Genomic DNA, 24,179 nt, shown 5'->3' on the forward strand with positions numbered 1-24,179 from the left:
GCAGATCGCGGAGCGGTGATCGGTTTCCGGCGTTTCGCAAAAATAAGTATATACTTTTGAAGTCGAAAGTGCTCTCGTCATCATAACAACAGAATCCGGGGATCAAAATGACAAACCAAATCGCCGCACAAAACAGCGCGACGCAATCTCCCCGTGAGGTTGCGGTGCGCGCAAGCCATGTGACGATGGATTTCGGCGGCGTTCTGGCGGTGAATGACGCGAGCTTCGAACTGGAAAAGGGGCGGTTTCTGACGATCCTCGGACCGTCGGGCTCGGGCAAGACCACACTTCTGCGTATGATTGCCGGGTTTCAGAAACAGACGGCAGGCGAGATTACCATCAATGGCAAGCCGGTGGATGCGGCTCCGCCACATCGTCGCTCAATCGGTATGGTATTTCAAAAGCTCGCGCTGTTTCCGCATATGACCGCAGCGGAAAACGTGGCCTTCCCGCTCAAGATGCGCCGGTTCAATCCGCGCCAGATTGCAGGACGCGTGGATCAGTTCCTCGATCTCGTGAAGCTCGGCGGCTACGGTAATCGGCGGATCAACGAACTTTCCGGCGGTCAGCAGCAGCGTGTCGCCATCGCGCGTGCTCTGGTTTTCGAGCCGGATCTCCTTTTGCTCGACGAACCGCTCGCGGCCCTTGATGTCAAGCTGCGCGAGGAAATGCAGCTCGAATTCCGCCGCATACAGCATGAATTGGGCGTTACCACGATCAATGTGACCCATGATCAGCGCGAGGCGCTCGTCGTCTCCGACAATATTATCGTGATGGACGGCGGTCGCATTCAACAACAGGCAGAGCCGGTCGAACTTTACCGCGCGCCTGAAAATCCCTTTGTCGCCGGATTCCTTGGACTGTCCTCTTTTGTCGAAGGCACGGCCACCGCAGACGGCAATATGCAGGTTGGCGATCTTGTCGTTCAAGGAGAACCCGCAGATGATTTTGCGGCTGGCACAAAGGTGCTGGCGGCGATCCGCGCCGAACAGATCCGCCTTGCAGGAACGCGTGAAGCACTCGGCAATTGCGATATGAAGCTTGAGGGCCGTGTGTCCGACACCATCTTTGAAGGCGAACGACAGATGTATGTGGTTGAGGTCGGGGCGCTCTCTGGCGCGACCTTCCGTGTCTATCACCATGATCCCGACAGTTTCGGACTGTTCCATGTGGGCGACACAGTCGCGCTCGGCTGGAATCGTCGTGACCTCAAGATCTTCAGCCCCGCGGCATAAAGAAAAAATTCAGCCGCTTCCCAACAGAGGAGACTACCCGAATGTCTAAGAAATATTCCCGCCGGAGCGTTCTTCGTGCCGGTTTGGCGACCAGCGGAGCAGCCTTGCTCACCTCGATGCCCGCGAGCCGACTGCTGGCGCAAGAGCCCGAAAAACCGTCCGAAATCATCGTCCGCGCTTGGGGTGGCGAATGGGTTGAATCGCTGAAGAAAGGTGTATCCGACCGTTTTACCGAGATGACCGGCATTGCTGTGCGTCACGACCTGACCGAAGACAACGAGATCCAGCCGAAAGTCTGGGCCGCCGTCGCGCAAGGCCGCGTGCCTCCGATCCACATCAACTGGGACACCACCACGAACGCCACCAAATCGGCGCTGCGCGGTGTGACCGAGGATATTTCCGATCTTCCCAACCTTGCCAACACCACCGATCTGGCAAAACCCGTCGGCCTCGAAGGCTATCCGCTCGTCAACACGTACGGCTATGTCTATGTGCTGGCCTACCGCCCGGAAGCCTTCCCGGATGGCGCCCCGAAATCCTGGCGCGACCTGCTCGATCCGAAGTTCAAGGGCCGTATCGCGCTCTACAACGACGGGATTGGGTTCCACTTCCCGGCGCAGGTCGCAGGTGGCGGTTCGCTTGATGACATTCCGGACAATATGGATGCCTGCTGGAGCTTTGTCCGTGAGATGAAAGAGCAGAATCCGCTCTTGGGCGAGGATCCTGATTTCACCACGTGGTTCCAGAACGGCGAAATCGACGCGGCCTGCACCATTTCGACCAACGCGCTGGCGGCCAAGAAAAACGGTGTCGAGCTGGCGTGGACCGTACCGGAAGAGGGCTGCAAATTCGATACCGACTGTCTCTGGATTCCGAAGGGGCTGCCGGAGAATGAGCTTTACTGGGCCAAGCAGTATATCAACCTCGCCCTGTCGCAAGAGAGCCAGCAGATTTGGCTCGACGGCCTCGGGCTTCCAGGAGTTATTCCGGGTCTCACTCCGCCCGAAGGGCTTGCTGGCGATCCCTCCTATCCGACCGAGCCCGCGGATTTCGAACATCTGATCCGCATCTCTTCCGCGGTGCAGGTGCAGAACGAAAGCGACTGGTTCGCCAAGTTCAAGGAAATCATGCAGGGCTAAGACCCGAAGCCCCTCAGGATCGGGCTCCCCTGCCGATCCTGTTCAAGGCCGCGCAACGCCGCTTCTTCCTGGGCGATGCGCGGCCATACGATCCCACCGAGACACCGGAACGCCGCAATGCCCGAGATCCCGTCCAAGGATGATCCCCGCACCACATTCAGATATCCGCTGCGCTGGCGGATCATGGATGCATTGAACAATGGCCTGGACCGCTTCTGGCCCGCCCGCATGTCACCCTACACCGGTTGGGCGCTGATCATGCCTGCGCTTTTGCTGGTCGGGCTTCTGGTGCTCGGCCTGTTCGAAATGGCGGAGAGTTCGCTACATACGCTTGATCGTGCGACCTTCCTGCCGTCCGAGGCCTATACGCTTGAGAACTATCAGACGGTGATCGAAAGCGCGACTTACGGGCGGGTGGTTACGCGCTCTGTGTTCGCCGCCGGGCTGACCGTCTTCTTCACCCTGCTTCTGGCGCTGCCCTATGCCTATATCATGGTACGGACGACGAGTTCGGTGGTACGCAAGACGCTTCTCGTGGTGCTTTTCCTGCCGTTCTTCATTGGTCAGGTGGTGCGCGCTTACGGGCTTTTGATCATTCTGGGGACGACCGGCGTTGCCAACAACGCACTTGGCCTGGTGGGCATCGAACCGATCCGACTTTTGTTCAACTTTCCCGCCGTGGTCTTTGGTCTGGTGCAATATATGTTGCCCTTTGCGGTGCTGATGCTGGCGCCCGCTCTGACCGCGATCCCGCGTGAAACCGAAACCGCAGCCTCCTCTCTCGGGGCGAACTGGCTGCAAAGTTTCCGCCATGTGGTCATTCCGATGGCCAAGCCGGGCCTGATCGGCGCCGGGCTTGTCGTCGGCACGCTGGCGCTCACCGATTTCGCCATGCCCGCCATGCTGGGCGGCGGTTCGCAGGATTTCATCGCGAATGCCATCTACGACCAGTTCTTCCGCACGGCGGATCAGGGTCTCGGTGCAGCACTCGCGCTGCTGCTCGTGGTGCTTGGCTCTGTCATCGTCGGGGTCGTCATCTCGATCTTTGGCGCAGGCACACTCGGAATGGGAGGCAAAAAATGACCGCAAGATCGCAGCGCATCCTGTTCTGGGCGCTTGTCTGGTTCTGTATCCTCATCCTCTCTGTGCCCACGATCATTGTTGTCGGCGCGTCCTTCACCACCGCCAATATGATCTCCTTCCCACCCGAAGGTTTCACTCTCAAATGGTATGAGAAGATCGCCCTTGCCCGCGACCTCCAACAGGCGTTCATCCGCTCGTTGATCGTCTCGACCGTCTGTCTCATCGTCTCTGTGCCTGTCGGCACGCTTGCCGGGCTTGCCCTGTCACGGTTCAAACTGCGCTTTGCGAATGCGATCCAGATTTATCTGCTCCTGCCGTTCACCGTGCCGCTGATCGGTTCCGGCATCGGCATGATGCTCATCTTCGGAGAATGGCGCGTTCTGGGCAGCCTCTGGCCCGTCGGCGTGGCGCTTGCGGTGATCAACCTGCCGTTCATCATCTGGTCGGTGTCGTCTTCGGCCGGAGCGCTTGATGGCGATCTGGAACTGGCGGCCTCAAGCTGTGGGGCAGGACGGTTCGAGACCTTCTGGTTCGTGACTGTTCCTGGCGTCATGCCGGGGATCATTACCGGGGGCCTTCTGATGTTCGTGCTGGCGATGAGCGAGTTCCTTGTCTCGTTGCTTTTGACCGATGCGCGGACGGTGACCCTGCCTGTCCAGATCTACAACAATATCCGTTCGATCATCACGCCGGACCTGGCCGCGGTTTCGTCCGTCTTCGTTGTAATCGCGTTGCTCGCGGTGTGGTTGCTCGACCGCCTCGTAGGGCTTGAAATCTTTTTGAAATCAAAATGACGGTTGTCCGGCCCTCGCGGTCACGGCCTCTCCAACGATCTTAATGAAAGGATCTGTCATGTCTGACGTCAACGTTCAAAAACTCGCGGGCCTCGGCAAAGCCGAACGCGCCGCGCTTATCCGCAGGTCCGAAGCCGATCTTTCCTTCTTTCTCGAAAAGGTGCAGCCGATCATCGAAGCGGTGAAAACCGAAGGCGACGCCGCCCTCGTTCGTTTTGGCCAACAGTTTGACGGTGCCGAAGGCCTGACCGCCGCGACACTTCAGGTGTCAGAGGCCGAGTTCGATGCCGCTTTCGATCTGGTCGACGACAAGGTGATCGAGGCGATCCGCTTTGGCATAAGCAACATCCGCAGCTTCCACGAAGAACAGGCCCCGGAACCCATGTGGTTGAAAGAGGTCCGTCCTGGTGCCTTTGCGGGCGATCGCTACCTGCCGATCAATTCAGTTGCCCTTTACGTGCCGCGCGGCAAGGGGTCGTTCCCCTCCGTCACCATGATGACCGCCGTACCGGGTGTGGTCGCCAAAGTGCCGAATCTGGCGATCTTCACCCCTCCGGGCAAGGATGGCACAGTCGATGCGGCGACGCTGGTCGCGGCGCGCATCGCGGGTGTGGAAACCATCTACAAATGCGGCGGGGCACAAGCTGTGGCGGCGGCGGCCTTTGGCACCGAAACGGTCAAAAAGGCACAAAAGATCGTCGGCCCCGGCAGCCCATGGGTGGTTGCGGCCAAGCGCCTGTTGGCCGGGATGATCGACCCGGGTCTGCCCGCTGGCCCCTCCGAAGGCATGATCCTGGCCGATGACACCGTGTCGGGTCGGTTGGCGGCGCTGGATCTGCTGATCGAGGCTGAACACGGCCCCGACAGCTCTGCATGGCTGGTCACGCCCTCCAAGCGCGTTCTGGACGAGGCGCTGGCCACCCTGCCCGAACTTTGGGCCAAGATGACACCGCAACGGGTCGAGTTCTCGCAGACCGTGCTGTCGGGGAAATCCGGTGGCCTGATCCTGGCCGAGTCGATGGAAGACGCAATCGCCTTTGTGAACGAATATGCCCCGGAACATCTGGAGATTATGTCGACCAAGCCCTTCGACTATCTGGGCGAGATCACCGAAGCCTCCGAAATCCTGATGGGCACGCACACCCCGGTTTCCATCGGCAACTTTGCCCTCGGTCCGAACGCCGTGCTGCCGACCTCCAAGGGGGCGAACACCTATGGCCCACTGTCGGTGACCGATTTCATTCGCCGCAGTTCGGTCGGCTACGTCACCGCCAAGGGCTATCCCGAAATGGCGGCGGCTGCGAAAACCCTCGCGGAATACGAAGGCTTCTCTTCGCATGCCAATGCGGTCAGCGAGTTACGTCTCGAATACCTGAAGGACATTTGATGAAAGCGATCCGTCTCCACGGTGTCGGGGATTTGCGCTTTGAGCAGGTTCCCGCCCCCCTCCCGCCGAAAGACAAAGAAGTCACGCTTTCGGTTTCGGTCGCGGGCATCTGTGGTTCCGACCTGCACAACTACAAGACCGGTGCATGGATCACCCGCGCGCCCTCTGTTGCGGGTCATGAATTCACCGGTACGGTGACGGCCATAGGCACGGGCGTCGATCATGTCGCCCCTGGGGATCGTGTCGTGGTCGACAGTCGTCATATCTGCGGCACCTGCGAGGCCTGTCTCGACGGTGTGGGGCAGGTTTGCCCCTCGCTTGGGTTCCTTGGGGAAGTCATTGACGGCGGTTTTGCCGAAGCCGTGACAATTCCGGCCCGCAATGTGATCAAAGCCCCGGAGGGCGTTGCGGACCGCTTCCTCGCCATGGCCGAGCCGCTCGCTGTCGCCCTGCATGCGTTGAACCTTGTGTCCGTGCCGGATGGGGCGGAAATCGTCGTAACCGGCTGTGGTCCCATCGGCGGTCTTGTGACCCTGTTGGCGACCCGGAAGGGGCACCCGGTGCGGATCATCGACCAGAATGCCGGGCGCACCGCTTTGGTCGCCGAGGCCACCGGCGCATCCGTGACGACCCTTGAGGACCTGCAAGGCCACCGCTTTCGCTTCGCCATCGACACGACCGGCAACGCATATGTCATTCGCACGCTTCTTCACAGGATTGCCGGAGCGAGCCGCCTCGGATTGGTTGGCATCGGCAAGGCTGCGGAGATCATCGACCCTGTGCACCTCGTCGAACGTGAGATCGCGCTGATCGGATGTCACGCCTTTGGGGACGAGTTGACGGAGATCGCCGCAATGCTTCCCGAGCTGAAGGATCACCTAGATCCCTTCATCGCCGAGATAATCGAACCGGAAGCCGTCCCAGCGACCTATGAGGCGCTCATTGCCGGTGATGCGGCGGGCATCAAGACCCTTATTCGTCTGGGAGGAGCTGGTGATGAATGAACGGGAAAGCCTTTCGCGCACGGCCGAAATCCGCGCTATTGCGCGTCAGGATACGGCCAGAGCGGCGACCATGCTGGAAAGCTTCATCGCCGGTCTATTCGACATTCCAGTGTCGGACTTGAAGATCAATATCGACCAGTATTCGCTGAACTCTCTCAACGGGTTCTTCCGGTCCGGGACGCAAGATTTCTTCTTCAAATTCCACCAGGAGGAAGGAGAAGAGGAGATGACCGGCGAATATTACCGCGCCGATATTTTGTCAAAAGCGGGCCTGCCCGTCGACCAGCCTGTCCATATGTCGACCCTGCCGGGAGAACAGTTGCTGGTCTACAAACGTCGCGCCGACCCGCGGTTTTCCGATGTTCTGTTCGAGTTGGACCAGAGGTCCGACGACGAGGCCATTGTCCGGGCCACAGAGGCCGAAGCCGAGTTGAACCGACGCATCCTCGAAATCGCGCGGGCCTCCCTCGTGCCGATCACACCCGAAGAGGCGGCGATGGAGCCGATCCATCGGCTGTTCTACGAGCGTCTCATTGATCTGCCCGAGGGCACCTATCCGGGCGGGCGGTTCAAGAAGTTCTACCACGGCAAGCGTTTCGACTTCCCGAACGGGATTTCTCTGCAATGGGACGAAATCGCCGATGCACCGGTGGTCATCAACGGGCTGACCTACTCCCGCACGTTGCAGGAGGCGTTCGATTTCGCCCACAACCGATATAAACCGACAAACACAGCAGACGCCGGCGGCATTGTCGCCCATGGCGACGCGCATAACGCCAACGTCTGGTACGAACGTGGGGCAGCACGTGACCACCTGGCTTTCTTCGATCCCGCCTTCGCGGGCAACAAGGTGCCGTCGTTGCTGGCCGAGGTGAAATCCACGTTCCACAATGTCTTTGCCCATCCCTTCTGGCTCTACAATCCCGAGATGGCCGAACAGGTCTTTACCGCCAGCGTTCGGTTGGACGGCGGCACCCTGCACTTCGACACAGACTGGCGCCCCAGCCCGGTCCGCGCCTCCCTGCTCGATGCCAAAGCGCGCGAATTCTGGGCGCCGTGGTTGCGAACCCTGAAAGACAAAGACCTGCTTCCCGACGACTGGGAAGACGTGATCCGCACTGGATTTTTCCTTTCTCCGACACTGGTCATGAATCTCAATGCAGGAAAAACGCGGGATCGGCACAACCCGGTGTCCTCGGCCATCGGTCTCTCAGTTGCACTTTCTGCGGCCTCCCGACCGGTCGGCGGTTCGGACATGTTCACCGAATTCTTTGATAAGGTCAGACCCTCCTGATGTCCCTCGAACGCAAATACCAGAACGTTGATGACTTCGCTGCGGCGGCCCGAAAACGACTTCCCAGGATCTTCGCCGACTACATCGACGGTGGCGCCTTTTCTGAAACGACCCTTCGTCGGAACAGGGAAGATTTCGACCTTTTTGCTCTGCGGCAAAGGTGTCTCACCCCACTGGAACCCACACCGAACCTGACGGTTACGGTGGCGGATCGCGTATCCAAACTGCCGTTCGGTCCGGGCCCGGTGGGCTTTCTGGGTCTTTACCGGCGCAATGGCGATATCGCCGTCGCTCAGGCCGCTGCCGAGGCAGGTATTCCGTTCGTTCTGTCGACTTTTTCCATCAACGGTTTAGGCACCGTTCGTCAGGCGACAGGCGTTGCTCCGGACTTTCAGCTTTATCTCGATGAAGACCCCGAAGTAAACGCGGCCTATCTCGAGTCCTGCAAAGCGAACGGAGTCGAGCGCATCTTTCTGACAGTCGACACGGCCATTACGTCTGTCCGCGAGCGCGACGTGAAGAATGGATTCCGCAGCGTCGACCGGTTGACCCCAGGCCTTTTGTGGCAGTTCATGCAGCGACCATTGTGGTCCCTGGATTTGTTGATCGGCGGTTTTCCGGAAGTTGAACTTGTCAAAGGGCGCGCAGAATTCGGGCGTGGCGCCATGGCACAGGCGGGAAATTTGTCTCGCCGGCTCGACAAGAATTTAACATGGGATACAGTCGCGCGCCTGCGCAAAGAGTGGTCCGGGCAACTATTCATCAAGGGAATTTCCGATCCGGAAGACGCGCAGCGCGCGCGTGCTGCGGATGTGGACGGGATCGTGCTCTCCAATCACGGGGGCAGACAACTGGATCACGGACGATCGACCGTGGCGCTGATCCCCGAAGTCCGTCAGGCTTTAGGTCCGTCACTCGCGCTGTTCGTTGACAGCGGGTTCCGGCGCGGAAGCGATATCGTCAAAGCCTTGGCGCTTGGGGCGGATTTTGTATTGATGGGTCGCCCGTTCGCATGGGCCGTTGCGGCAAATGGAAAAGTTGGCGCCGCCCATCTGATCTCCCTGCTGGAGAAAGAGATTGAAATCACGCTGAACCTGATGGGGTTGTCGTCAATTGATGAGCTGCGACGCGAAGGGCGCAAAGCGTGCTTCCAGATTAATTCGAACTCGTCTCTGCATGGACAACAGTATCACGACCTTTAATTCCGCGCAGAGAGCACGCCACTCGGCGAGAACAGCGTCGCGGTTCAACTTGAAAATGTCCCGGCTATAGAGTGTCAATCGGCATTGAAGCTTGCCCCTTTATCGGCGCGCACCATTGCCCCCCCTTTGTGTTGAGCAGGCCCGGCGCCGCTGCGTTAAACGAAAACGACACGGCTCCGGGCCTGTGGGTTTAGAGGGGAGCGGTTCAGTTCTTGAAGCGCCAGCTTTCGTTTCCGGTTTCGACGATCGGAGCAAGCCGCCGGCGCGGTGCGTAAGCCGGTCGAGCAACGCGGTTGTCATTTTGCATCACCAAACACGCTGGGCCATTCGCCGAATGGCCAGATTGGTTGTGACGATGATCGACCTGCGCTCGTAGAGCTTGCCGATCAGGTGGAGCAGCAGCTGTTCACCGGTCTGGGCGAAGGCAGATATGGTATGTCGGGTATACCATGGTCGGCGCTCTGCCTTTTTGTTACGGTGTTGGAGGGCTGGCTCGGCGGGTTGCGAGGTGCCTGTGGGCGCTACTGTCGCGCTCGGGTTCATGGAGCCAACAACTGGATGGTTGAAGGTTTTGAGTTCGGTTACGAGCCGCCGGTTACATTTATATGCGAAATCAATGTTGCATTTTGGACATCTCGAAAATGCCGATTTCTCGCACCACAACTCAGTTGAAACCTACCGATTTATGCTAAAATCGCACGTTGTGTGTCACTGTCAGAAATTTGTTGGTACAATAGATTTTCACCTTGTTTCCGCGCCTTTCCGCCATTACACGGGTCGACGGAGACGTGGCCGAGTGGTCGAAGGCGCTCCCCTGCTAAGGGAGTAGGCGGGAAACCGTCTCGAGGGTTCGAATCCCTTCGTCTCCGCCATCATCTAAATCATTGACATTAATTACTATATGCCTCGCGCATTGTGGCGTGGCTTCCGCAACTTGGACGGGGTGTTGGCCAATAGAGACTTGAATTTACAGGAAAAATAAAGCGTTTCCAGTTTATGTAGAATTATATCCGGCCTTGCAAAAATAGTTCCAGCATTCTTGCGGGGTCTAGAGATCGCAGATTTCGCTGAGGGCTTCGAACAGACCTGTGAATGATCGCGCTCCAATACGCCTCAGGTGGGCCTTGAGTTTCGAGAACGCCATCTCGATCGGATTCAGGTCCGGGCTGTAGGGTGGCAGGAGTTTGAGGGAAAAGGAAAGCGTCCAGTGGACGGTTTCCCCGAAAAACGACCCGGCAACCGTGTTCGCGCAGGATCGCTTCGGCCTCCTTGTTACGATGGGTGGCGAGGTTGTCGAGGATCACGGCCGTGCCGGGTTCGATCTCGGGGATCAGTACATCGCGGATGTAGGCGACAAAGGCGGGACCGCCCATCGCCTCTTTGATGACCTAGGGTGCGATCAGATCGGAGGGTGCCAGCCCCGCGATCAAGGTCCGGGTTTGCCATGACCCAAACGGCGCAGATGCCGTTAGTCTCAAGCGTTTTCTTTTTATCTGAGGCAGGGAGAAAGAAAAACGCAGTGCAACATATAAACGTTGTGAGCGCTTCATACTAAATCTGTGATTCAGATTAATGCGAAACGCTTTCATCCCGTGCAGGGATCGCCCCCGGAGGCGTGTCAGGCTCGTTTTGACAGCGGTTTCGTCAAGAAAGACAACACGTTCAGGCATCGCGATGAGCGAACCAATCGGTCCTTGCGCGTCTCACCTTTGCGCGCTTGCGCTCATCCGCAGTCCGAAGGACGCTCTTTTTTTGTACGTGTATCCCAGCCGCTTGAGCGCCTGATCAATACCGGAGACGGATACGGTCACCTCATGAAACTGAGGCCGTTACTGGTTGGCCGGTCCGTCGGGTGTTGCTACCTCAAAGCGCCCTGAGCGACGCCTTGGTCACGTCCTGCGAGATTAGCTCAATATCTTGCGGAACCGTGCCAGCACCAGCGTCAAAGCGATCAGCGACATGGCGACCATGGCCGCGAGTTGCCCGAGAACAAGGTCGAGCCCTGCGCCCCGGTACAGAACGGATTGCGCGAAGGACACGAAATGCGGCGCGGGGCTGATCGTGCGCATGACGATCTGGAGCCAACCGGGCATAGATTCGAGTGGCGTGATGCCGCCGGACAGCAGGATCATGATCACGATCACCGGAATGGTCAAAAGCCCGAACTGCCCCATGTTATGGGTGAAGCTTGCCAGCATCAGCCCGATGGATCCCATCGAGATCACATAGATTGCAGCCCCCAGTACATAAAGCGTGAGCGAGCCCGCGATCGGCACGCCCATGGCACCCTGCACCACGATCACGAGGCTGAGCACCGAGGCCATCAGGATCACCCCGCCGGTCGCAAAGATTTTCGACAGGACGATCTCATGCGGACGCACCGGCATCACCAGTACGTGCTCGATCGTGCCGCGCTCCCGTTCGCGGATCAGGGAAGCCCCCGACAGGATCAGCATCAGCATCGTCACGTTGTTCATCAACTGCATCACGGAGGTGAACCAACGCGTCGTCATGTTCGGGTTGAACCGGCTGCGGAACACCACGTTCACAAGATCGTCGCTCTCCACGCCCGGCGCGAGATAATCCGATACGGTTTCGGCCAGAAGCTGGGTCATGAAGGATGAGCCATTGCCTGCGAAAGCGACGGCGGTGGCATCGGCGAGGATCTGGATCTCGGCTTCATCGCCACGCCGCAGATCGCGTTCAAGATGGGGCGGCAGGGACACCACCAGAACATATTCGCCATCGGTCTGCGCCTGCGCCGCCGCCTCCGGGCTCAAAAGCACCGGGGTTTCGAACAGGGGCGCTCGAATTTCGTCGATGATCCGGGCGGACAGCGGGCTGTGGTCTTCGTCCACCACGGCGACCGAGAGATCCTTGACCTCCGTCGAGCCCGCATCAGACACCAGCCAGACTGCCGCGCTGAAGACATAGAGGATCAGCGCCACCATCACCAGATCGCCGCGGATCGCCCGCAATTCCTTGAACGTCAGGCGGAGGATATTGGAGAGGCTTTTCAACATGTCAGGCCTCCTGCTTGCGCAGGGCAAGTACAGCAAGGGTGAGATAGATCAGGCCGAAGCCGGCGATCACGAGAATGTTCTGCGCCACGTCGCCGAGGCCAAATCCCTTGAGAAACGTACCGATGGAGATCGGTTGAAACCATGCGCCGGGAAAAGACAGACCGAGCATCCGGCCCATCGGTGCCAGCGTCGAGACCGGCGTGACGAGGCCTGAGAAGTTCACTGTCGGGATGATGGAGAGCACCGCCGTGGCGAAGACCGCCGAGACCTGCGTGCGGGTGAAGCTCGACATCAGTTGGCCGAAACCCGTGGTTGCGATGACATAAAACAGGGCCGCGAGCCCAAGCGCAGGCAAGCTGCCATACAAAGGCACGCCGAAAACCCAAAGCCCCAGCCCCGCGAGCACCCAGAAATTGAACCAGGCGATGACGATATAAGGCAGTTGCTTGCCAACCAGAAACTCCACCTTGCGCACCGGGGTCGCGCGGAAATTGGCAATCGTGCCCGTTTCCTTTTCGCGCACCACGGAGATCGTCGACATGATTGCCGGGATCAGCATCAGGATCAACATGAGCATCGAAGGCACCATGGCATGAGCGCTCTTGAAAGCCTGATTGTAGAGATAGCGGGTCGAAATCGATAGGCTGTCGGAGCTTTCCGTCCCGGTCTCGGTGGCGAGATCGGAGGCGAATTGCGTCAAAAGTCCCAGCGCATATCCTTCGGCGGTTTCGCCACGAAACGGCATGGAACCGTCGATCCAGAGCGAAATTTCCGGCACCTCCTGCCCCTGATGGAGCGCCTTGCCGAAACCGTCGGGGATCTCCATCGCCAGCGTCATATCCCCCCGTTCCATCCGTCGGTCCAGCGCATCGAGCGACGTGAAATCCTCCTGCTGGTCGAATTGCGGAATGGCGGTAAAGGCCTCGATCAAACGGCGACTTTCCGGCGTGTGATCCATGTCGTTGACCGCAAAACTCAACTTGTCGACGTCGAAAGAAATCCCGAAGCCCATGGTGATCAACAGGATGATCGGGCCGGCCAACGCAAAGAACAATCGGATCGGATCGCGCATCAGTTCCAGCGTCTCACGCGCCGTATAGGCCCAGAGCCGTGTCGCGGCCCGGTGCAGCGCTCCGGGAGGTTCAATCGCAACATCGGTGGTCAGATCGGCGGTTTCGGAGGGGGCGTCATCGGCCTCCGCCTCGCCCTCAAGGGCCGCGATAAAAGCCTGTTCCAGCGTCTGCGCCCCACGCCGCTCGGTCAGCTCTTGCGGCGCTCCGACATCGAGCACACGGCCCGCATGCATGAGCGAAATCCGATCGCAACGCTCTGCCTCGTTCATGAAATGGGTGGAAATGAAAATCGTCACGCCCTTGTCCCGCGAGAGCGAAATCAACTTGCGCCAGAATGCATCCCGCGCCAACGGGTCCACCCCGGATGTCGGCTCGTCGAGAATGAGAATGCGCGGCTCGTGAATGGTCGCCACCGCAAGCTGCAACCTCTGCCGGATGCCCAAAGGCAGCCCGTCGGGCATGGCCTTCGCAACCTCGGTCAAATCGAATTCGTCCAGAACCTCCTGCACCCGTGTGGCCCGGCGCTCAGGCGGTATGTGGTAGAGTTTCGCGTGCAGATCAAGGTTCTGGCGCACCGTCAGCTCGGCATAGAGCGAGAAGGCCTGCGACATATACCCGATGTTTTGCCGCGCGGCCATGTCGCCGTTTTCCAACTCCTCGCCGAAGAGTTTCGAACGTCCCTCGCTGGGTTGCAACAGGCCGGTGAGCATCTTCATCGTCGTCGATTTGCCGCAGCCGTTGGAACCGAGAAACCCGAAAATCTCACCTTCGGGGATGGTGAAGCTGACGTGATCGACGGCCGTGAAATCGCCGAAGCGTTTTACCAGATCGAAGGCCTCGATTGCGGGTATCGCCCCATCCTTCTCGGACCGGGGGCGCAGGGTCACACCGACCTCTTCGCCCTCCTCTTTCGGCAGCATCTCGATGAACGCTTCTTCCAGCGTGGCCTTGTTCGCCGCCGCACGAATCTCTTCCGGACTGCCCTTGGCGATCACCTTGCCGTCGTTCATCGCGGCCAGCCAGTCGAAGCGTTCCGCCTCCTCCATATAGGCGGTCGCCACCAACACGCTCATGCCGGTAAGCTTGGCGCGAATCCGGTCGATGAGTTCCCAGAACTGCCGCCGCGACAGCGGATCCACCCCGGTCGTCGGCTCGTCGAGGATCAGCAAGTCCGGGTCATGGATCAGCGCCGCACAAAGCCCGAGTTTCTGTTTCATCCCGCCCGACAGCTTGCCCGCCGGGCGGTCGAGAAAGGGCGCCAGCCCGGTGGCCTCGGTCAGCATGGCAATGCGCTCACGACGCTCGGCATGCTTTTGACCGAATAAACGCCCGAAGAAATCGAGGTTCTCGCGCACGCTCAAAGAGGGATAGAGGTTGCGCCCCAGCCCTTGCGGCATGTAGGCGATCCGCGCGCCCAGAGCACTGCGGGCTCGGGCGTCGCGCATGTCCCGATCAAGGACGGTGATCTCGCCTGCCTGCCCCCGGCGCACACCCGCGATCAGCCCCAGAAGCGTGGATTTCCCCACCCCGTCCGGACCGATCAAACCGACCACCTTTCCCGCAGGGATATCGAGCGTCACATCGTCGAGCGCAAAGACCGCCTTGTAACGATGCGACACGGCGTTCAGGCGTGCCACATACTCCATGACGGATTACTCCGGCACGTTGACGGTGAGATGCTCCGGCCAGTCCACATCGGGCCGGGTGCGCACGAAGCCGATGCCCCGCACCCCGCTCTTGATCAGGCTCTCGTATTTCGCCAGAAGCGCGCGCGGCACCGACAACTTCACCCGGAACACAAGTTCTTCGCGCTGTTCCTGAGTCTCAACATTCTTCGGCGTGAATTGCGATTGCGGCGAGATGAAGGTGATCGTCGCGGGCACCACGTATTCGGAAATCGGATCTAGGATCAGCCGTGCCTCATCACCCACCGCAAGCGTGCCGATCACCGTCGCGGGCAGGTAGATGTTCATGTAGACATTGCTCAGATCGAGCATGGTGACCACCGGATAGCCCGCGTCGATCACTTCACCCGGCTCGTGCAACCGGTAAAGCACCCGGCCCCGGATCGGCGCTTTGATAGTCAGGTCGTCGAGTGCAAGCTGCACCTGCTCCTGATCGGCCTCGGCGGCGGCGATGGAGGCCTTGGCGTCCTCGATCTGCGCCTTGGCCATTTCGACCGTGGCCTTGGCACTGTTGAGCGCATTGGTCGCATCGTCGAGCGAGCTTTGCGGCGCGGTGCCGCTGTCATGCAGCTTCACCACCCGGTCATAAGTCGTCTGCGCCACGGAAAGCGCGCTCTCGGCCTGCATCAGCGTCGCCTGCGCCACAGTCAACCCGGCATTGGCACGCAGCACGGCGGCCTTGGCGGCGTTGAGCTGGGCTTTGGCATCCGCCGTGCCCAGCTGTGCGATCACATCGCCCGCCGCCAGAAGATCACCCTCTTCCGCCGTTACGCTTTCGATCCGGCCCGCGTATTTCGTTGCCACATCGACGGTCTGGGCCTCGATCCGACCATTGGAACTATAGATGCCCTCCTCACCGTTCGATTTGCCGAATTTTTCAAGCAGCGTGTCGAACCGGCTTTGCGCCATGACGGGAGAGGTCGCCGCGAAGGTCGACAGCAGAAGCGGTAGAAACAGAGGACGAAGACGAAGCATGAAAGGCATGGGAGGACTTTCTCGAAACTGGAGGTGCCACAACTGTAGCGAGTACGCGTCTGATTACCATGCAATTTTCGTAACAGAAATCAGAAATGACATGATCGTCATTTCGTGAGCGTCACAACGTAGGAAAACCGTTCTGAAACGTAGAAGCCCCGCCCGAAGGCGAGGCTCATAAGCGCATCTGTCCCAAGGATCACTCGGCCGGGGCACCCATTGGCGCAGCGCTATTGGCGACAGAGCGTTTGGGGGAGGTCTTGTAATGGGTCGAGTAGATCATCGCACCGACAAAAGTCAGCCCCCCTACAAGGTTGCCCAGAACCACAGGAATCTCGTTGTAGATGAAATAATCTGCCCAAGTGAACTGACCACCTAGCATGATGCCCGAAGGAAAGAGGAACATGTTCACGATGGAATGTTCGAAGCCCATGTAGAAGAACACCAGGATCGGCATCCACATCGCCATGATCTTGCCGGAAACGGAGTTGGACATCATCGCGGCGACCACACCGGTGGAAACCATCCAGTTGCACATCACGGCACGGATGAAGACGGTCAGAAGCCCAGCGCCACCCGCGGCGGCATAGCCCAATGTGCGCGCCTCGCCAATGTGGCCGATTTTCTGACCGATGGCATTGGGTTCCTGCGAAAAGCCCATGGTGAAGATGATCGCCATGAAAACCGCGGTGGTCATCGCCCCCGCGAAATTGCCGATGAACACGAGGCCCCAGTTGCGCAGCACCCCGCCCCAGGTCATGCCCGGACGCTTTGCGATCAGCGCGAGCGGGGCAAGCGTGAACACGCCGGTCAGAAGATCGAAACCCAGAAGATAGAGGAGACAGAAGCCGACCGGAAAAAGCAGCGCGCCGACCAGCGGCTCACCGGTGTTGACGGTGATGGTCACGGCGAAAGCAGCCGCAAGCGCAAGGATCGCGCCCGCCATATAGGCGCGGATCAGAGTGTCCTTCGTGGACATGAGAATTTTGGATTCGCCGGCATCCACCATCTTGGCAGCAAACTCGGCAGGTTGAACATAAGCCATTGTTTTACAGTCCCTGTTGGAGTTGTCGTCTTTGGTATTCCGTTGTGCCTTCAGAGACCGAGAAGCACGGTCCCGCCGTCCAGTTTGACCGGATAGGTCGTGGTCATCCCCTCATCGGCACCTTGCGCGGCGCCGGTTTCGAGGGAAATGACCCAGTTGTGGAGCGGGCATGTGACACAACCGTCGTGCACGATGCCATTGCTCAGTGGCCCGTTCTTGTGCGGGCATTTGTCTTCGAGGGCGAAAAGGCGATCGTCCATGGTGCGGAAGATGGCGATGGTCATCTCGCCGTTCTTCACACAACGCGCACCTTGCCGCGGAATGTCGCTAAGGGTGCCGACCTCGACCCAGGTTTTTGTCTGCATGTTCATTCTGCTGCCTCCAGATTGAGGGTCGCCATAGGTTTGAACTCATGCGCGTCTGTGCCTGCGACACGTTCGGCCCAAGGGTCGATTTGCGCGAATATCTGCGAGAAGGCGAAGCGTTCGGCATACTCTTTGCGCGCCTCGACATTGTCGTAGATCACTTCGCGGATATGATCGTAACCGATCCGGTCCGCCCATTTGTAAATCCGTTCAAGGTAGAAGCCCGTCTCGCGATAGTATTGCGTCAGCGCACAAACCACCTCCATGACCTCTTCCTCTGTCGCGACCTTGCCCAAGGGCGAAGTGCCCTGAATATGCAGCCCCGCAGCTCCGCCATAGACGATCTCATAACCGCTATCGACACAGATCACGCCGATGTCCTTGCAGGTCGCCTCGGCGCAATTGCGCGGACACCCAGTCACGGCGAGCTTGAGTTTGGCCGGAGACCAGGACCCCCAAAGCGCCTTTTCGAGCTTGATGCCAAGACCGGTGCTGTCCTGTGTCCCGAACCGGCACCAATCCGTGCCGACACAGGTTTTCACCGTCCGCAAGCCCTTCGCATAGGCCGCGCCGGACACCATGCCCGCGTCGTTCAGGTCCTTCCAGACCGGGATCAGGTCTTCTTTCCTGACGCCCAGAAGGTCGATGCGCTGACCGCCCGTAACCTTTACGGTCGGAATGTCGTATTTGTCCGCCACATCCGCGATGGCACGCAGTTCATCGGGCGTGGTGATCCCCCCGAACATCCGCGGCACGACGGAATAGGTGCCGTCTTTCTGGATGTTGGCGTGGACACGTTCGTTAATGAAACGCGACTGCTGGTCATCCTTGTATTCACCCGGCCAGTCGGCCACGAGATAGTAGTTCAGCGCCGGACGGCATTTGGCACAGCCTTCGGGCGTGGACCATTCCAGCTCCTGCATGACGGCGGGGATGCTCTTTAGCTCTTTGGCTTTGATCATCCGGCGCACGAAGCCATGGCCATGGGTGGTGCAGCCGCACATGCCCTGCGCTTCGGGGATTTTGAAATCGTCGCCCAAGGTCACGCCCATGACGCCCTCGACCAGCCCCGTACAGGTGCCGCAAGAGGCGGAGGCCTTGGTGTGCGCACGCACATCAGCGAGCGAGGTCAGCCCCTTATCCTTGATCGCGGCGACGATCATGCCCTTGGTGATGCCGTTACAGCCGCAAATTTCCGCATCATCCGGCAGCGCCGCCACAGCGGCCAGAGGGTCGACCGCGCCGCCGCCCTGATAGGCCTGTCCGAAAATCAGCGTCTCGCGCATCTCAGACACGTCTTCGCCAGAAGTCAGCAACTGGTTGTACCAGGCCCCGTCCGCGACATCGCCGTAAAGCACCGCGCCGATTACCTTGTTGTCCTTGAGAATGACGCGTTTGTAAGTGCCGCGCATCGCGTCGCGCAGCACGATGTCCTCACGCCCCTCACCTTCGGCAAAATCACCGACCGAGTAGAGATCGCAGCCGGTGACCTTGAGCTTCGTCGGCGTCTCGGCGTGGGCAAAGGTCGCGTCCGAGGGAGCGGCAAGATGCTCGGCGGCCACTTTCGCCATCCGGTAGAGCGGCGCAACGAGGCCATAAACCATGCCGCCTACTTCCACACATTCGCCGACGGAATAGATATTCGGATCGGAGGTCTTCATCGTCGCATCGGTGACGATGCCCCGGTTGACGTCAAGACCGGCCTCTTTCGCCAGCGCAACGTTGGGACGGATGCCGACGGCCATGACCACGAGGGAGGCGTCAATCACACGCCCGTCGGCAAGTTCCACCCCCTCGACCCTATCCGTGCCGAGGATTTGTTTGGTGTTGGCCTCGCAGAGCACTTCGATGCCGCGGTTCTCCAACTCTTTCTGCAAAAGATAGCCTGCCGCCGTGTCGAGTTGACGCTCCATCAGCGTCGGCATCAGGTGAATAACAGTCACCTCCATACCACGCAGCTTGAGCCCTGCTGCGGCCTCAAGCCCCAAAAGCCCGCCACCGATCACCACGGCACGCCCCCCCTTCTCGGCGGCTTTGATCATACCGTCCGTGTCATCGAGATCGCGATAGGCCAGAACGCCCGGCAGGTCCGAGCCCGGCACCGGGATGATGAACGGGTTCGACCCGGTGGCGATGACCAGCTTGTCATAGGGCGCCACGATGCCCTTCTCTGAAATCACCTTGCGCTCGTGACGGCGGATTTCGGTGATCTTGTCGCCCTGATGCAGGGTGATGCCATGCTCGGCATACCAGCCTTCGCCATGGATGATGATATCGGCATAGGATTTCTCGCCCGACAGAACCGGCGACAGCATGATGCGGTCATAGTTCACACGCGGCTCGGCGTTGAAGATGGTCACTTCATATTGGTCGGTCGCCTCGAACAGATGCTCAAGCATCCGGCCCGGGGCCATCCCATTTCCAACGATGACGAGTTTTTGCTTGGTCATAACGGCACTTCCTCTCAGAACGCGGTTCGTTCCTGACGAACTCAAGGGTCTTTGGGTGAGAATGCAGCGCCGTTGCTGCGGCCCCCGCGAGGGGGCTATGTCGGTCATATCGCGCCCTTGCGACATGCGAGCACTTGGCTCGTTGGGATAGAGCTTCTAGGACATTGCCCCCCTGTAACAAGATGGTTTCATGCAAAGCGGCCCGGTTTTCTTCGCAGCCGCAGAAATGTTTGCTTAATTTCTACGCAACCAGACAGGGGTTCATCACAAAAAAGGCAGGGTGAAAACGCCCCGCCTTTCCCAAACCTCGCCCGGAGTAATCTCAGCCGACCTGACGCCCATGCGACCAGACACCGCGAATCACCGGCATGCCCTCGATTCGCGCAATGCGCACCAGATCGGCGTGCAGCCCCGGTACAATCCGCCCGCGATCGTTGAGCCCCACCGCCTCCGCCGGATTGGCCGTCACCGTCGCGATGGCGCGCGGCAGATCGTCCCAGAGATCGGCCAGCAGCATTGCAGAGGACATCAGCGCAGAAGGCACATAGTCCGAGGACACGATGTCCAGAAGCCCACGCTCCGCCAACTCATGCGCGGCCACATTGCCGGAATGCGAACCGCCACGGATCAGGTTCGGCGCCCCCATCATCGCAGCGATACCGTGAAGTTTACAGGCCTGCGCCGCCTCCACCGTGGTCGGGAATTCCGCGACACGCACACCATGCTGACGCGACACCTCGACATGCTCCGCCGTGGTGTCGTCGTGCGAGGCCAGAACCGCGCCGTAACGCCTGGCCTCGGCCACAGCCACCGCTTCATGCCGCACCGCATAGGTGTCGCGCAGCTCATAGAGATGGTTCACATGATCGTCGAACTCCGCATTCGACATGCCGCGCTTTTTCTGCACGTAATCACGCAGCTTCTCGATGTCGCGAAACTGACGTTGCCCCGGCGTGTGATCCATGAGCGACACAAGACCCACGCGATCCTCCGACCCGAATTCCGCCATTTCGGCTTCGAGCGTCTCGGAACAGATCTCCGCACGAAGGTGCAGGAAGTGGCTGATCTTCAAGGCCCCGAGATCGCGCAGGTGCATCACCTCCCGCGACAGGTTGCGTGCGTATTTGCCATAGCCCGCATCACCGCGCGTATGAATGGACCCCACCCGCATCGCGTCGAACACGGTGGTGATGCCCACCGAGGCCAGTTCCGCATCATGAGCGAGGATCGCCGCCTGATGCGGCCAGTCGACCTTGGGGCGCGGCTCGATATGGCGTTCAAGATTGTCGGTGTGCAACTCAATGAGGCCGGGGATCACCATATCCCCACCCGCATCAATCGCACCCGGAATGGCCGTGCCGCCCGTGCTTACATCGGCGATCCTGCCATTCTCGATCCGCAGGCTGCCTTGGATCACCTCGGTCGGCAAAACGATCCTGGCATTGGTCAAAGTAAAGTCGGTCATCACATCGTCCTTGTCAGAGGCGCATCCCTGCCCGATCAATGTCACACGGATGTGACAGGGAGCGGATAGGACCAACGCCATGGATGAATTCAAAAGATACGCGGTCTATTACGCTCCCGCGCCGGGGCCATTCGCCGAATTTTGCGCCCATTGGCTGGGCTGGGATGCATTCGAAGGCATCGAATTGCCGCATCCGGTAATCGAGGGCCTGCCCGCGCCGGTCGCACAGATTACTGAAGCGCCCCGAAAATACGGATTTCATGGCACGCTGAAACCGCCGTTTCGCCTGACCGGTGCGCGCGAAGAGCTTATGGCCGATCTCGCGGCGTTTGCCGCCATGCATAAGCCCGTCGAGATGGAGGGGCTGGCACTCAGCCGGATCGGTGGTTTTCTGGCGCTCACGCCCGTGGGCGATCTGACGCCCTTGGAGTTTCTCGCCGGAGAGATCGTCGCCACGCTCGATCCGCATCGCGCGCAGCCCCCGGAGACCGAACTGGCACGGCGTCGTTCGGCTGGGCTTTCGGAACGGCAGAACGCGCTTCTGACCCAGTGGGGTTACCCCTATGTGATGGAGGAATTCAAATTCCACCTCACGCTGACCGGCAAGCTTTCGGTCGAGGATGCCGAAACAGTCAAAGCCGCCCTCGCCCCGGTGCTCGCGCCGCTCCTGCCACGGCCCTTCCGCATTGAGGACCTGTGCCTGTTCGGCGAGGCGGAGGACGGGCGGTTTCATCTTTTGCACCGTTACACGCTTTCCGGCTGAAGCGCGGCGAGGAAGGCGTCTACCGCCTCCTCCAACGCCCCGTCATTGTTGATCCGCCGCACCGGCAGCCCCGGTGCAATGTCATAACCCGCACGCGCCAGACGTTTTTCAATCTCCGCCCGGCTCTCGCGCCCGCGCGCCGCGAGCCGTGTGACCAAAACCTCCGGCGAAGCCGTGATCAGAAGCACGCCCATATTGGGATAGAGCGCATAAGCCTCCGGCAGGATCGCGCGCGAGCCGTTGAACAACACGTCGCGCCCTTCGTTCAGCGCCCGGTCGATGGAAGTCGGCACACCGTATTTCAGCCCATGCGCCTCCCAATGAAGCGCGAATTCCCCGGCCTCCAGACGCCGGTCGAATTCCTCGACCGTGACACCTTCGAAATCCTCGCCCCCCGCCTCGGTCGGGCGGGTGATCACGCGTTTTGCCACGGCGAGGTCCCGACGCCGCTCCAGCGCCGCCGCGATCAGCGTGTCCTTGCCCACCCCCGAGGGCCCGACCACGGCGTAAAGCCGCCCGACCATCGCTCAGGCCGCCTTTGCAGGGGTGAAGGCGGAAACGTCAATCTCCCGATCCGCCACTCGCTCCCGCGCGAGCGCATCGTGGAAGATGCCGATGATCGCCGCCCCGCGCGCCTTGGCTTCCTCAATGAGAGAAAGGACGGTTTCGCGGTTGGTGGCGTCCAAGGAGGCCGTGGGTTCATCCAAAAGCATCGCCGGATACTCATGCGCAAAACCGCGTGCGATGTTCACACGTTGTTGCTCCCCGCCCGAAAACGTTGTCGGCGACAGGCCCCAGAGCGTTTCGGGGATATTCAGCCGGGACAAAAGATCGCGCGCCTTGGCGAAGGCCGTCTCCCTATCGACGCCAACGGTCAGGAGAGGCTCCGCCACCACCTCGATCGTCGGCACACGCGGCACAACGCGCAGGAATTGCGAGACATAGCCCAAAGTGGCGCGACGCAGCGCGATGATCTCGCGCGGCTCCGCATTGGCGACATCTGTATCCCCGACCCAGATATGCCCCGACTCTGAGAGGTAATTGCCATAAATCATCCGCATCAGCGTCGATTTCCCGGCACCGGAATTGCCGGTGAGCGCCACACATTCGCCGGGCATGACATCAAACGTCGCCCCCTGCATGACGGGGATCACTGCGCTGCCCTGATTGTGCAGGGTGAAGGATTTCGAAACGTCTTCAATACGGATCACAGGGGGCAGCGTTTGGGTCATGGGATTACAGCCAGTTTTTCCATTTCGAGAGAAGATAAGTGCCAAGCGCCGATCCGAGCATCAGTGCGGTGGCGATCAGATAACCATGCGGCCGGTCGAGGCCGGGGATGAAGGGAAAGTTCATACCATAAACCGACGCCACCAACGTGGGCGGCAGGAACAACACCGCCACGACCGACAGGACGCGGCTGGTGTCGCTTTGTTCGAGATTGATGAGACCCAGCGTCACATCGGTAAGCTGCGCGATCCGGCCCGAGAGGAAATCGCCATGCACCGTGAGCGCCTGACAATCTTTGACCTGCGCCTTTAGGATGCCGTTCAGCACCTTGTCCTTGTCCTTGTCATCGACCAGACCGAGCCCGAAGCTCGACAAAGCACGTTCGACGGTCAGAAGCGCATGACGGTATTTCGCCACCTGCTCGCTTTGCTTTCCCAGCGCGCGCAAAGCATCGGCCAACTCGTCGCCGCGCGGTTCCGGGTCGCGAAAGGCGATATGCGACTGCTGATCGAGCGCCACGCCCACGCCCTCCAACAGGTCGGCGATGCGAGCAATGATCTCTTCGATCAGGCTCAGAAACACCCTGCGGCGCCCGGCATAGCCCGCGCTCGACTGCGCCGCATGCGCGGCAAAAGTCTCGAACGGGCGCGGCGTGTGATAACGCACGGAGAACAGCCGCTCCGGCGTGATCAGGAAAGCAACGGGACCGAAGGACGGCTCTTTGTTGCGGTCGAGCCCCGGCAAGACGGTGGTCAACACCTCGGTGTCGCCATCGCGATAAAGCCGGTTCGAGACCTCAATCTCCTGCATATCCGCGAGCGTCGGCACGGAAATGCCAAGCGCCTCGACCGCTTCGACCTGCGCGGGTTGCGGGCTGAGCAAATCAATCCACAACGCCTCGGAAAGGTCGCCGTCCACGGGCAATCTCTCAAGACCTGTCTCAGTGGGCCGATAGGCGAAAATCATG

20 protein-coding genes, 1 tRNA gene and 1 pseudogene are annotated in these 24,179 nt (G+C 59.9%); 10 read left to right on the plus strand and 12 right to left on the minus strand.

All coding sequences use genetic code 11. The annotated features are described in order from the left end of the window. Positions 1–107: 107 nt before the first annotated feature. The 8 genes from C8N42_RS02040 to C8N42_RS02075 all read left to right on the plus strand — a co-directional run bounded on the left by C8N42_RS02040 (position 108) and on the right by C8N42_RS02075 (position 9,138). Positions 108–1,235: an ABC transporter ATP-binding protein gene (locus tag C8N42_RS02040; RefSeq protein ID WP_107814862.1), complete on the plus strand. Its 1,128-nt coding sequence runs from the start codon at positions 108–110 to the stop codon at positions 1,233–1,235. 41 nt (positions 1,236–1,276) lie between these two features. Beyond that, positions 1,277–2,374 (plus strand): ABC transporter substrate-binding protein, encoded by a 1,098-nt coding sequence (locus C8N42_RS02045; protein WP_107814863.1) that lies wholly within the window; start codon positions 1,277–1,279, stop codon positions 2,372–2,374. A 117-nt stretch (positions 2,375–2,491) separates the two neighbouring features. Then, complete coding sequence (locus C8N42_RS02050) at positions 2,492–3,457, plus strand: ABC transporter permease (RefSeq protein WP_107814864.1); 966 nt, start codon at positions 2,492–2,494, stop codon at positions 3,455–3,457. Beyond that, positions 3,454–4,251: an ABC transporter permease gene (locus tag C8N42_RS02055; RefSeq protein WP_107814865.1), complete on the plus strand. Its 798-nt coding sequence runs from the start codon at positions 3,454–3,456 to the stop codon at positions 4,249–4,251. Before C8N42_RS02050 ends, C8N42_RS02055 begins: the two co-directional genes overlap by 4 nt. 58 nt (positions 4,252–4,309) lie before the next feature. Beyond that, positions 4,310–5,638, plus strand: coding sequence for a histidinol dehydrogenase (gene hisD / locus C8N42_RS02060; protein ID WP_107814866.1), 1,329 nt, complete (start codon positions 4,310–4,312; stop codon positions 5,636–5,638). Continuing rightward, positions 5,638–6,642, plus strand: coding sequence for a zinc-dependent alcohol dehydrogenase (locus C8N42_RS02065; RefSeq protein ID WP_107814867.1), 1,005 nt, complete (start codon positions 5,638–5,640; stop codon positions 6,640–6,642). The genes hisD and C8N42_RS02065 overlap by 1 nt, the downstream gene beginning before the upstream one ends. Continuing rightward, the gene (locus C8N42_RS02070) at positions 6,635–7,936 is read left to right on the plus strand and encodes a hypothetical protein (RefSeq protein WP_107814868.1); all 1,302 of its coding nucleotides are present in this window, start codon (positions 6,635–6,637) and stop codon (positions 7,934–7,936) included. Before C8N42_RS02065 ends, C8N42_RS02070 begins: the two co-directional genes overlap by 8 nt. Further along, the gene (locus C8N42_RS02075; protein ID WP_107814869.1) at positions 7,936–9,138 is read left to right on the plus strand and encodes an alpha-hydroxy acid oxidase; all 1,203 of its coding nucleotides are present in this window, start codon (positions 7,936–7,938) and stop codon (positions 9,136–9,138) included. Before C8N42_RS02070 ends, C8N42_RS02075 begins: the two co-directional genes overlap by 1 nt. 205 nt (positions 9,139–9,343) lie before the next feature. Here the strand turns inward: C8N42_RS02075 and C8N42_RS02080 are convergent. Then, positions 9,344–9,561: pseudogene (locus C8N42_RS02080) on the minus strand (ATP-binding protein); the annotation flags it as partial. 359 nt (positions 9,562–9,920) lie between these two features. Here C8N42_RS02080 and C8N42_RS02085 point away from each other — a divergent pair. After that, positions 9,921–10,010: transfer RNA gene (locus C8N42_RS02085), tRNA-Ser, on the plus strand. A gap of 132 nt (positions 10,011–10,142) precedes the next feature. Here the strand turns inward: C8N42_RS02085 and C8N42_RS21815 are convergent. From C8N42_RS21815 to C8N42_RS02130, 8 genes are all read right to left on the minus strand, one after another. Beyond that, positions 10,143–10,511, minus strand: coding sequence for a hypothetical protein (locus C8N42_RS21815; protein ID WP_245889937.1), 369 nt, complete (start codon positions 10,509–10,511; stop codon positions 10,143–10,145). Between the two features lie 531 nt (positions 10,512–11,042). Beyond that, positions 11,043–12,161, minus strand: coding sequence for an ABC transporter permease (locus tag C8N42_RS02100; RefSeq protein ID WP_107814872.1), 1,119 nt, complete (start codon positions 12,159–12,161; stop codon positions 11,043–11,045). Position 12,162: 1 nt separating this feature from the next. After that, positions 12,163–14,880 (minus strand): ribosome-associated ATPase/putative transporter RbbA, encoded by a 2,718-nt coding sequence (gene rbbA, locus C8N42_RS02105; RefSeq protein WP_107814873.1) that lies wholly within the window; start codon positions 14,878–14,880, stop codon positions 12,163–12,165. 6 nt (positions 14,881–14,886) lie between these two features. Then, complete coding sequence (locus tag C8N42_RS02110; protein WP_107814874.1) at positions 14,887–15,903, minus strand: HlyD family secretion protein; 1,017 nt, start codon at positions 15,901–15,903, stop codon at positions 14,887–14,889. A gap of 190 nt (positions 15,904–16,093) precedes the next feature. Beyond that, positions 16,094–16,939, minus strand: coding sequence for a formate/nitrite transporter family protein (locus C8N42_RS02115; RefSeq protein ID WP_107814875.1), 846 nt, complete (start codon positions 16,937–16,939; stop codon positions 16,094–16,096). A gap of 50 nt (positions 16,940–16,989) precedes the next feature. After that, a complete protein-coding gene (gene nirD, locus C8N42_RS02120) occupies positions 16,990–17,310 on the minus strand; it encodes a nitrite reductase small subunit NirD (protein WP_107814876.1) in 321 nt (106 codons plus the stop codon). Further along, positions 17,307–19,754 (minus strand): nitrite reductase large subunit NirB, encoded by a 2,448-nt coding sequence (gene nirB / locus C8N42_RS02125; RefSeq protein ID WP_107814877.1) that lies wholly within the window; start codon positions 19,752–19,754, stop codon positions 17,307–17,309. Before nirB ends, nirD begins: the two co-directional genes overlap by 4 nt. A 322-nt stretch (positions 19,755–20,076) precedes the next feature. After that, positions 20,077–21,219 carry an alpha-D-ribose 1-methylphosphonate 5-triphosphate diphosphatase gene (locus tag C8N42_RS02130; RefSeq protein WP_107814878.1) on the minus strand — a complete coding sequence of 381 codons (1,143 nt, stop codon included), beginning with the start codon at positions 21,217–21,219 and terminating at the stop codon, positions 20,077–20,079. Between the two features lie 79 nt (positions 21,220–21,298). Here C8N42_RS02130 and C8N42_RS02135 point away from each other — a divergent pair, with 79 nt between their 5' ends. Next, the gene (locus tag C8N42_RS02135; RefSeq protein ID WP_107814879.1) at positions 21,299–21,982 is read left to right on the plus strand and encodes a DUF1045 domain-containing protein; all 684 of its coding nucleotides are present in this window, start codon (positions 21,299–21,301) and stop codon (positions 21,980–21,982) included. Here the strand turns inward: C8N42_RS02135 and phnN are convergent. The 3 genes from phnN to C8N42_RS02150 are packed head-to-tail and all read right to left on the minus strand — an operon-like array spanning position 21,964 to position 24,178. Beyond that, positions 21,964–22,506: a phosphonate metabolism protein/1,5-bisphosphokinase (PRPP-forming) PhnN gene (phnN, locus tag C8N42_RS02140; RefSeq protein ID WP_107814880.1), complete on the minus strand. Its 543-nt coding sequence runs from the start codon at positions 22,504–22,506 to the stop codon at positions 21,964–21,966. The two genes, C8N42_RS02135 and phnN, sit on opposite strands and share 19 nt — an antisense overlap. Positions 22,507–22,509: 3 nt before the next feature. Continuing rightward, on the minus strand, positions 22,510–23,214 hold the full coding sequence (gene phnL, locus C8N42_RS02145) for a phosphonate C-P lyase system protein PhnL (RefSeq protein ID WP_425430507.1): 705 nt from the start codon (positions 23,212–23,214) through the stop codon (positions 22,510–22,512). A 4-nt stretch (positions 23,215–23,218) separates the two neighbouring features. Continuing rightward, positions 23,219–24,178 (minus strand): CorA family divalent cation transporter, encoded by a 960-nt coding sequence (locus tag C8N42_RS02150; RefSeq protein WP_107814881.1) that lies wholly within the window; start codon positions 24,176–24,178, stop codon positions 23,219–23,221. Between the last annotated feature and the right edge of the window lies 1 nt (position 24,179).

Source organism: Celeribacter persicus (genome assembly GCF_003050785.1).
Classification (GTDB): domain Bacteria; phylum Pseudomonadota; class Alphaproteobacteria; order Rhodobacterales; family Rhodobacteraceae; genus Celeribacter; species Celeribacter persicus.

Coding starts and splice junctions, on each gene's coding strand:
- C8N42_RS02075 (WP_107814869.1), top strand. CDS start 7,936: ATGTCCCTCGAACGCAAATACCAGAACGTTGATGACTTCGCTGCGGCG.
- C8N42_RS02070 (WP_107814868.1), top strand. CDS start 6,635: ATGAATGAACGGGAAAGCCTTTCGCGCACGGCCGAAATCCGCGCTATT.
- C8N42_RS02065 (WP_107814867.1), top strand. CDS start 5,638: ATGAAAGCGATCCGTCTCCACGGTGTCGGGGATTTGCGCTTTGAGCAG.
- C8N42_RS02045 (WP_107814863.1), top strand. CDS start 1,277: ATGTCTAAGAAATATTCCCGCCGGAGCGTTCTTCGTGCCGGTTTGGCG.
- C8N42_RS02135 (WP_107814879.1), top strand. CDS start 21,299: ATGGATGAATTCAAAAGATACGCGGTCTATTACGCTCCCGCGCCGGGG.
- C8N42_RS02055 (WP_107814865.1), top strand. CDS start 3,454: ATGACCGCAAGATCGCAGCGCATCCTGTTCTGGGCGCTTGTCTGGTTC.
- hisD (WP_107814866.1), top strand. CDS start 4,310: ATGTCTGACGTCAACGTTCAAAAACTCGCGGGCCTCGGCAAAGCCGAA.
- phnL (WP_425430507.1), bottom strand. CDS start 23,214: ATGACCCAAACGCTGCCCCCTGTGATCCGTATTGAAGACGTTTCGAAA.
- C8N42_RS02115 (WP_107814875.1), bottom strand. CDS start 16,939: ATGGCTTATGTTCAACCTGCCGAGTTTGCTGCCAAGATGGTGGATGCC.
- C8N42_RS02040 (WP_107814862.1), top strand. CDS start 108: ATGACAAACCAAATCGCCGCACAAAACAGCGCGACGCAATCTCCCCGT.
- nirD (WP_107814876.1), bottom strand. CDS start 17,310: ATGAACATGCAGACAAAAACCTGGGTCGAGGTCGGCACCCTTAGCGAC.
- phnN (WP_107814880.1), bottom strand. CDS start 22,506: ATGGTCGGGCGGCTTTACGCCGTGGTCGGGCCCTCGGGGGTGGGCAAG.
- rbbA (WP_107814873.1), bottom strand. CDS start 14,880: ATGGAGTATGTGGCACGCCTGAACGCCGTGTCGCATCGTTACAAGGCG.
- C8N42_RS02130 (WP_107814878.1), bottom strand. CDS start 21,219: ATGACCGACTTTACTTTGACCAATGCCAGGATCGTTTTGCCGACCGAG.
- C8N42_RS02100 (WP_107814872.1), bottom strand. CDS start 12,161: ATGTTGAAAAGCCTCTCCAATATCCTCCGCCTGACGTTCAAGGAATTG.
- C8N42_RS02110 (WP_107814874.1), bottom strand. CDS start 15,903: ATGCCTTTCATGCTTCGTCTTCGTCCTCTGTTTCTACCGCTTCTGCTG.
- C8N42_RS02150 (WP_107814881.1), bottom strand. CDS start 24,178: ATGATTTTCGCCTATCGGCCCACTGAGACAGGTCTTGAGAGATTGCCC.
- C8N42_RS02050 (WP_107814864.1), top strand. CDS start 2,492: ATGCCCGAGATCCCGTCCAAGGATGATCCCCGCACCACATTCAGATAT.
- C8N42_RS21815 (WP_245889937.1), bottom strand. CDS start 10,511: ATGGGCGGTCCCGCCTTTGTCGCCTACATCCGCGATGTACTGATCCCC.
- nirB (WP_107814877.1), bottom strand. CDS start 19,754: ATGACCAAGCAAAAACTCGTCATCGTTGGAAATGGGATGGCCCCGGGC.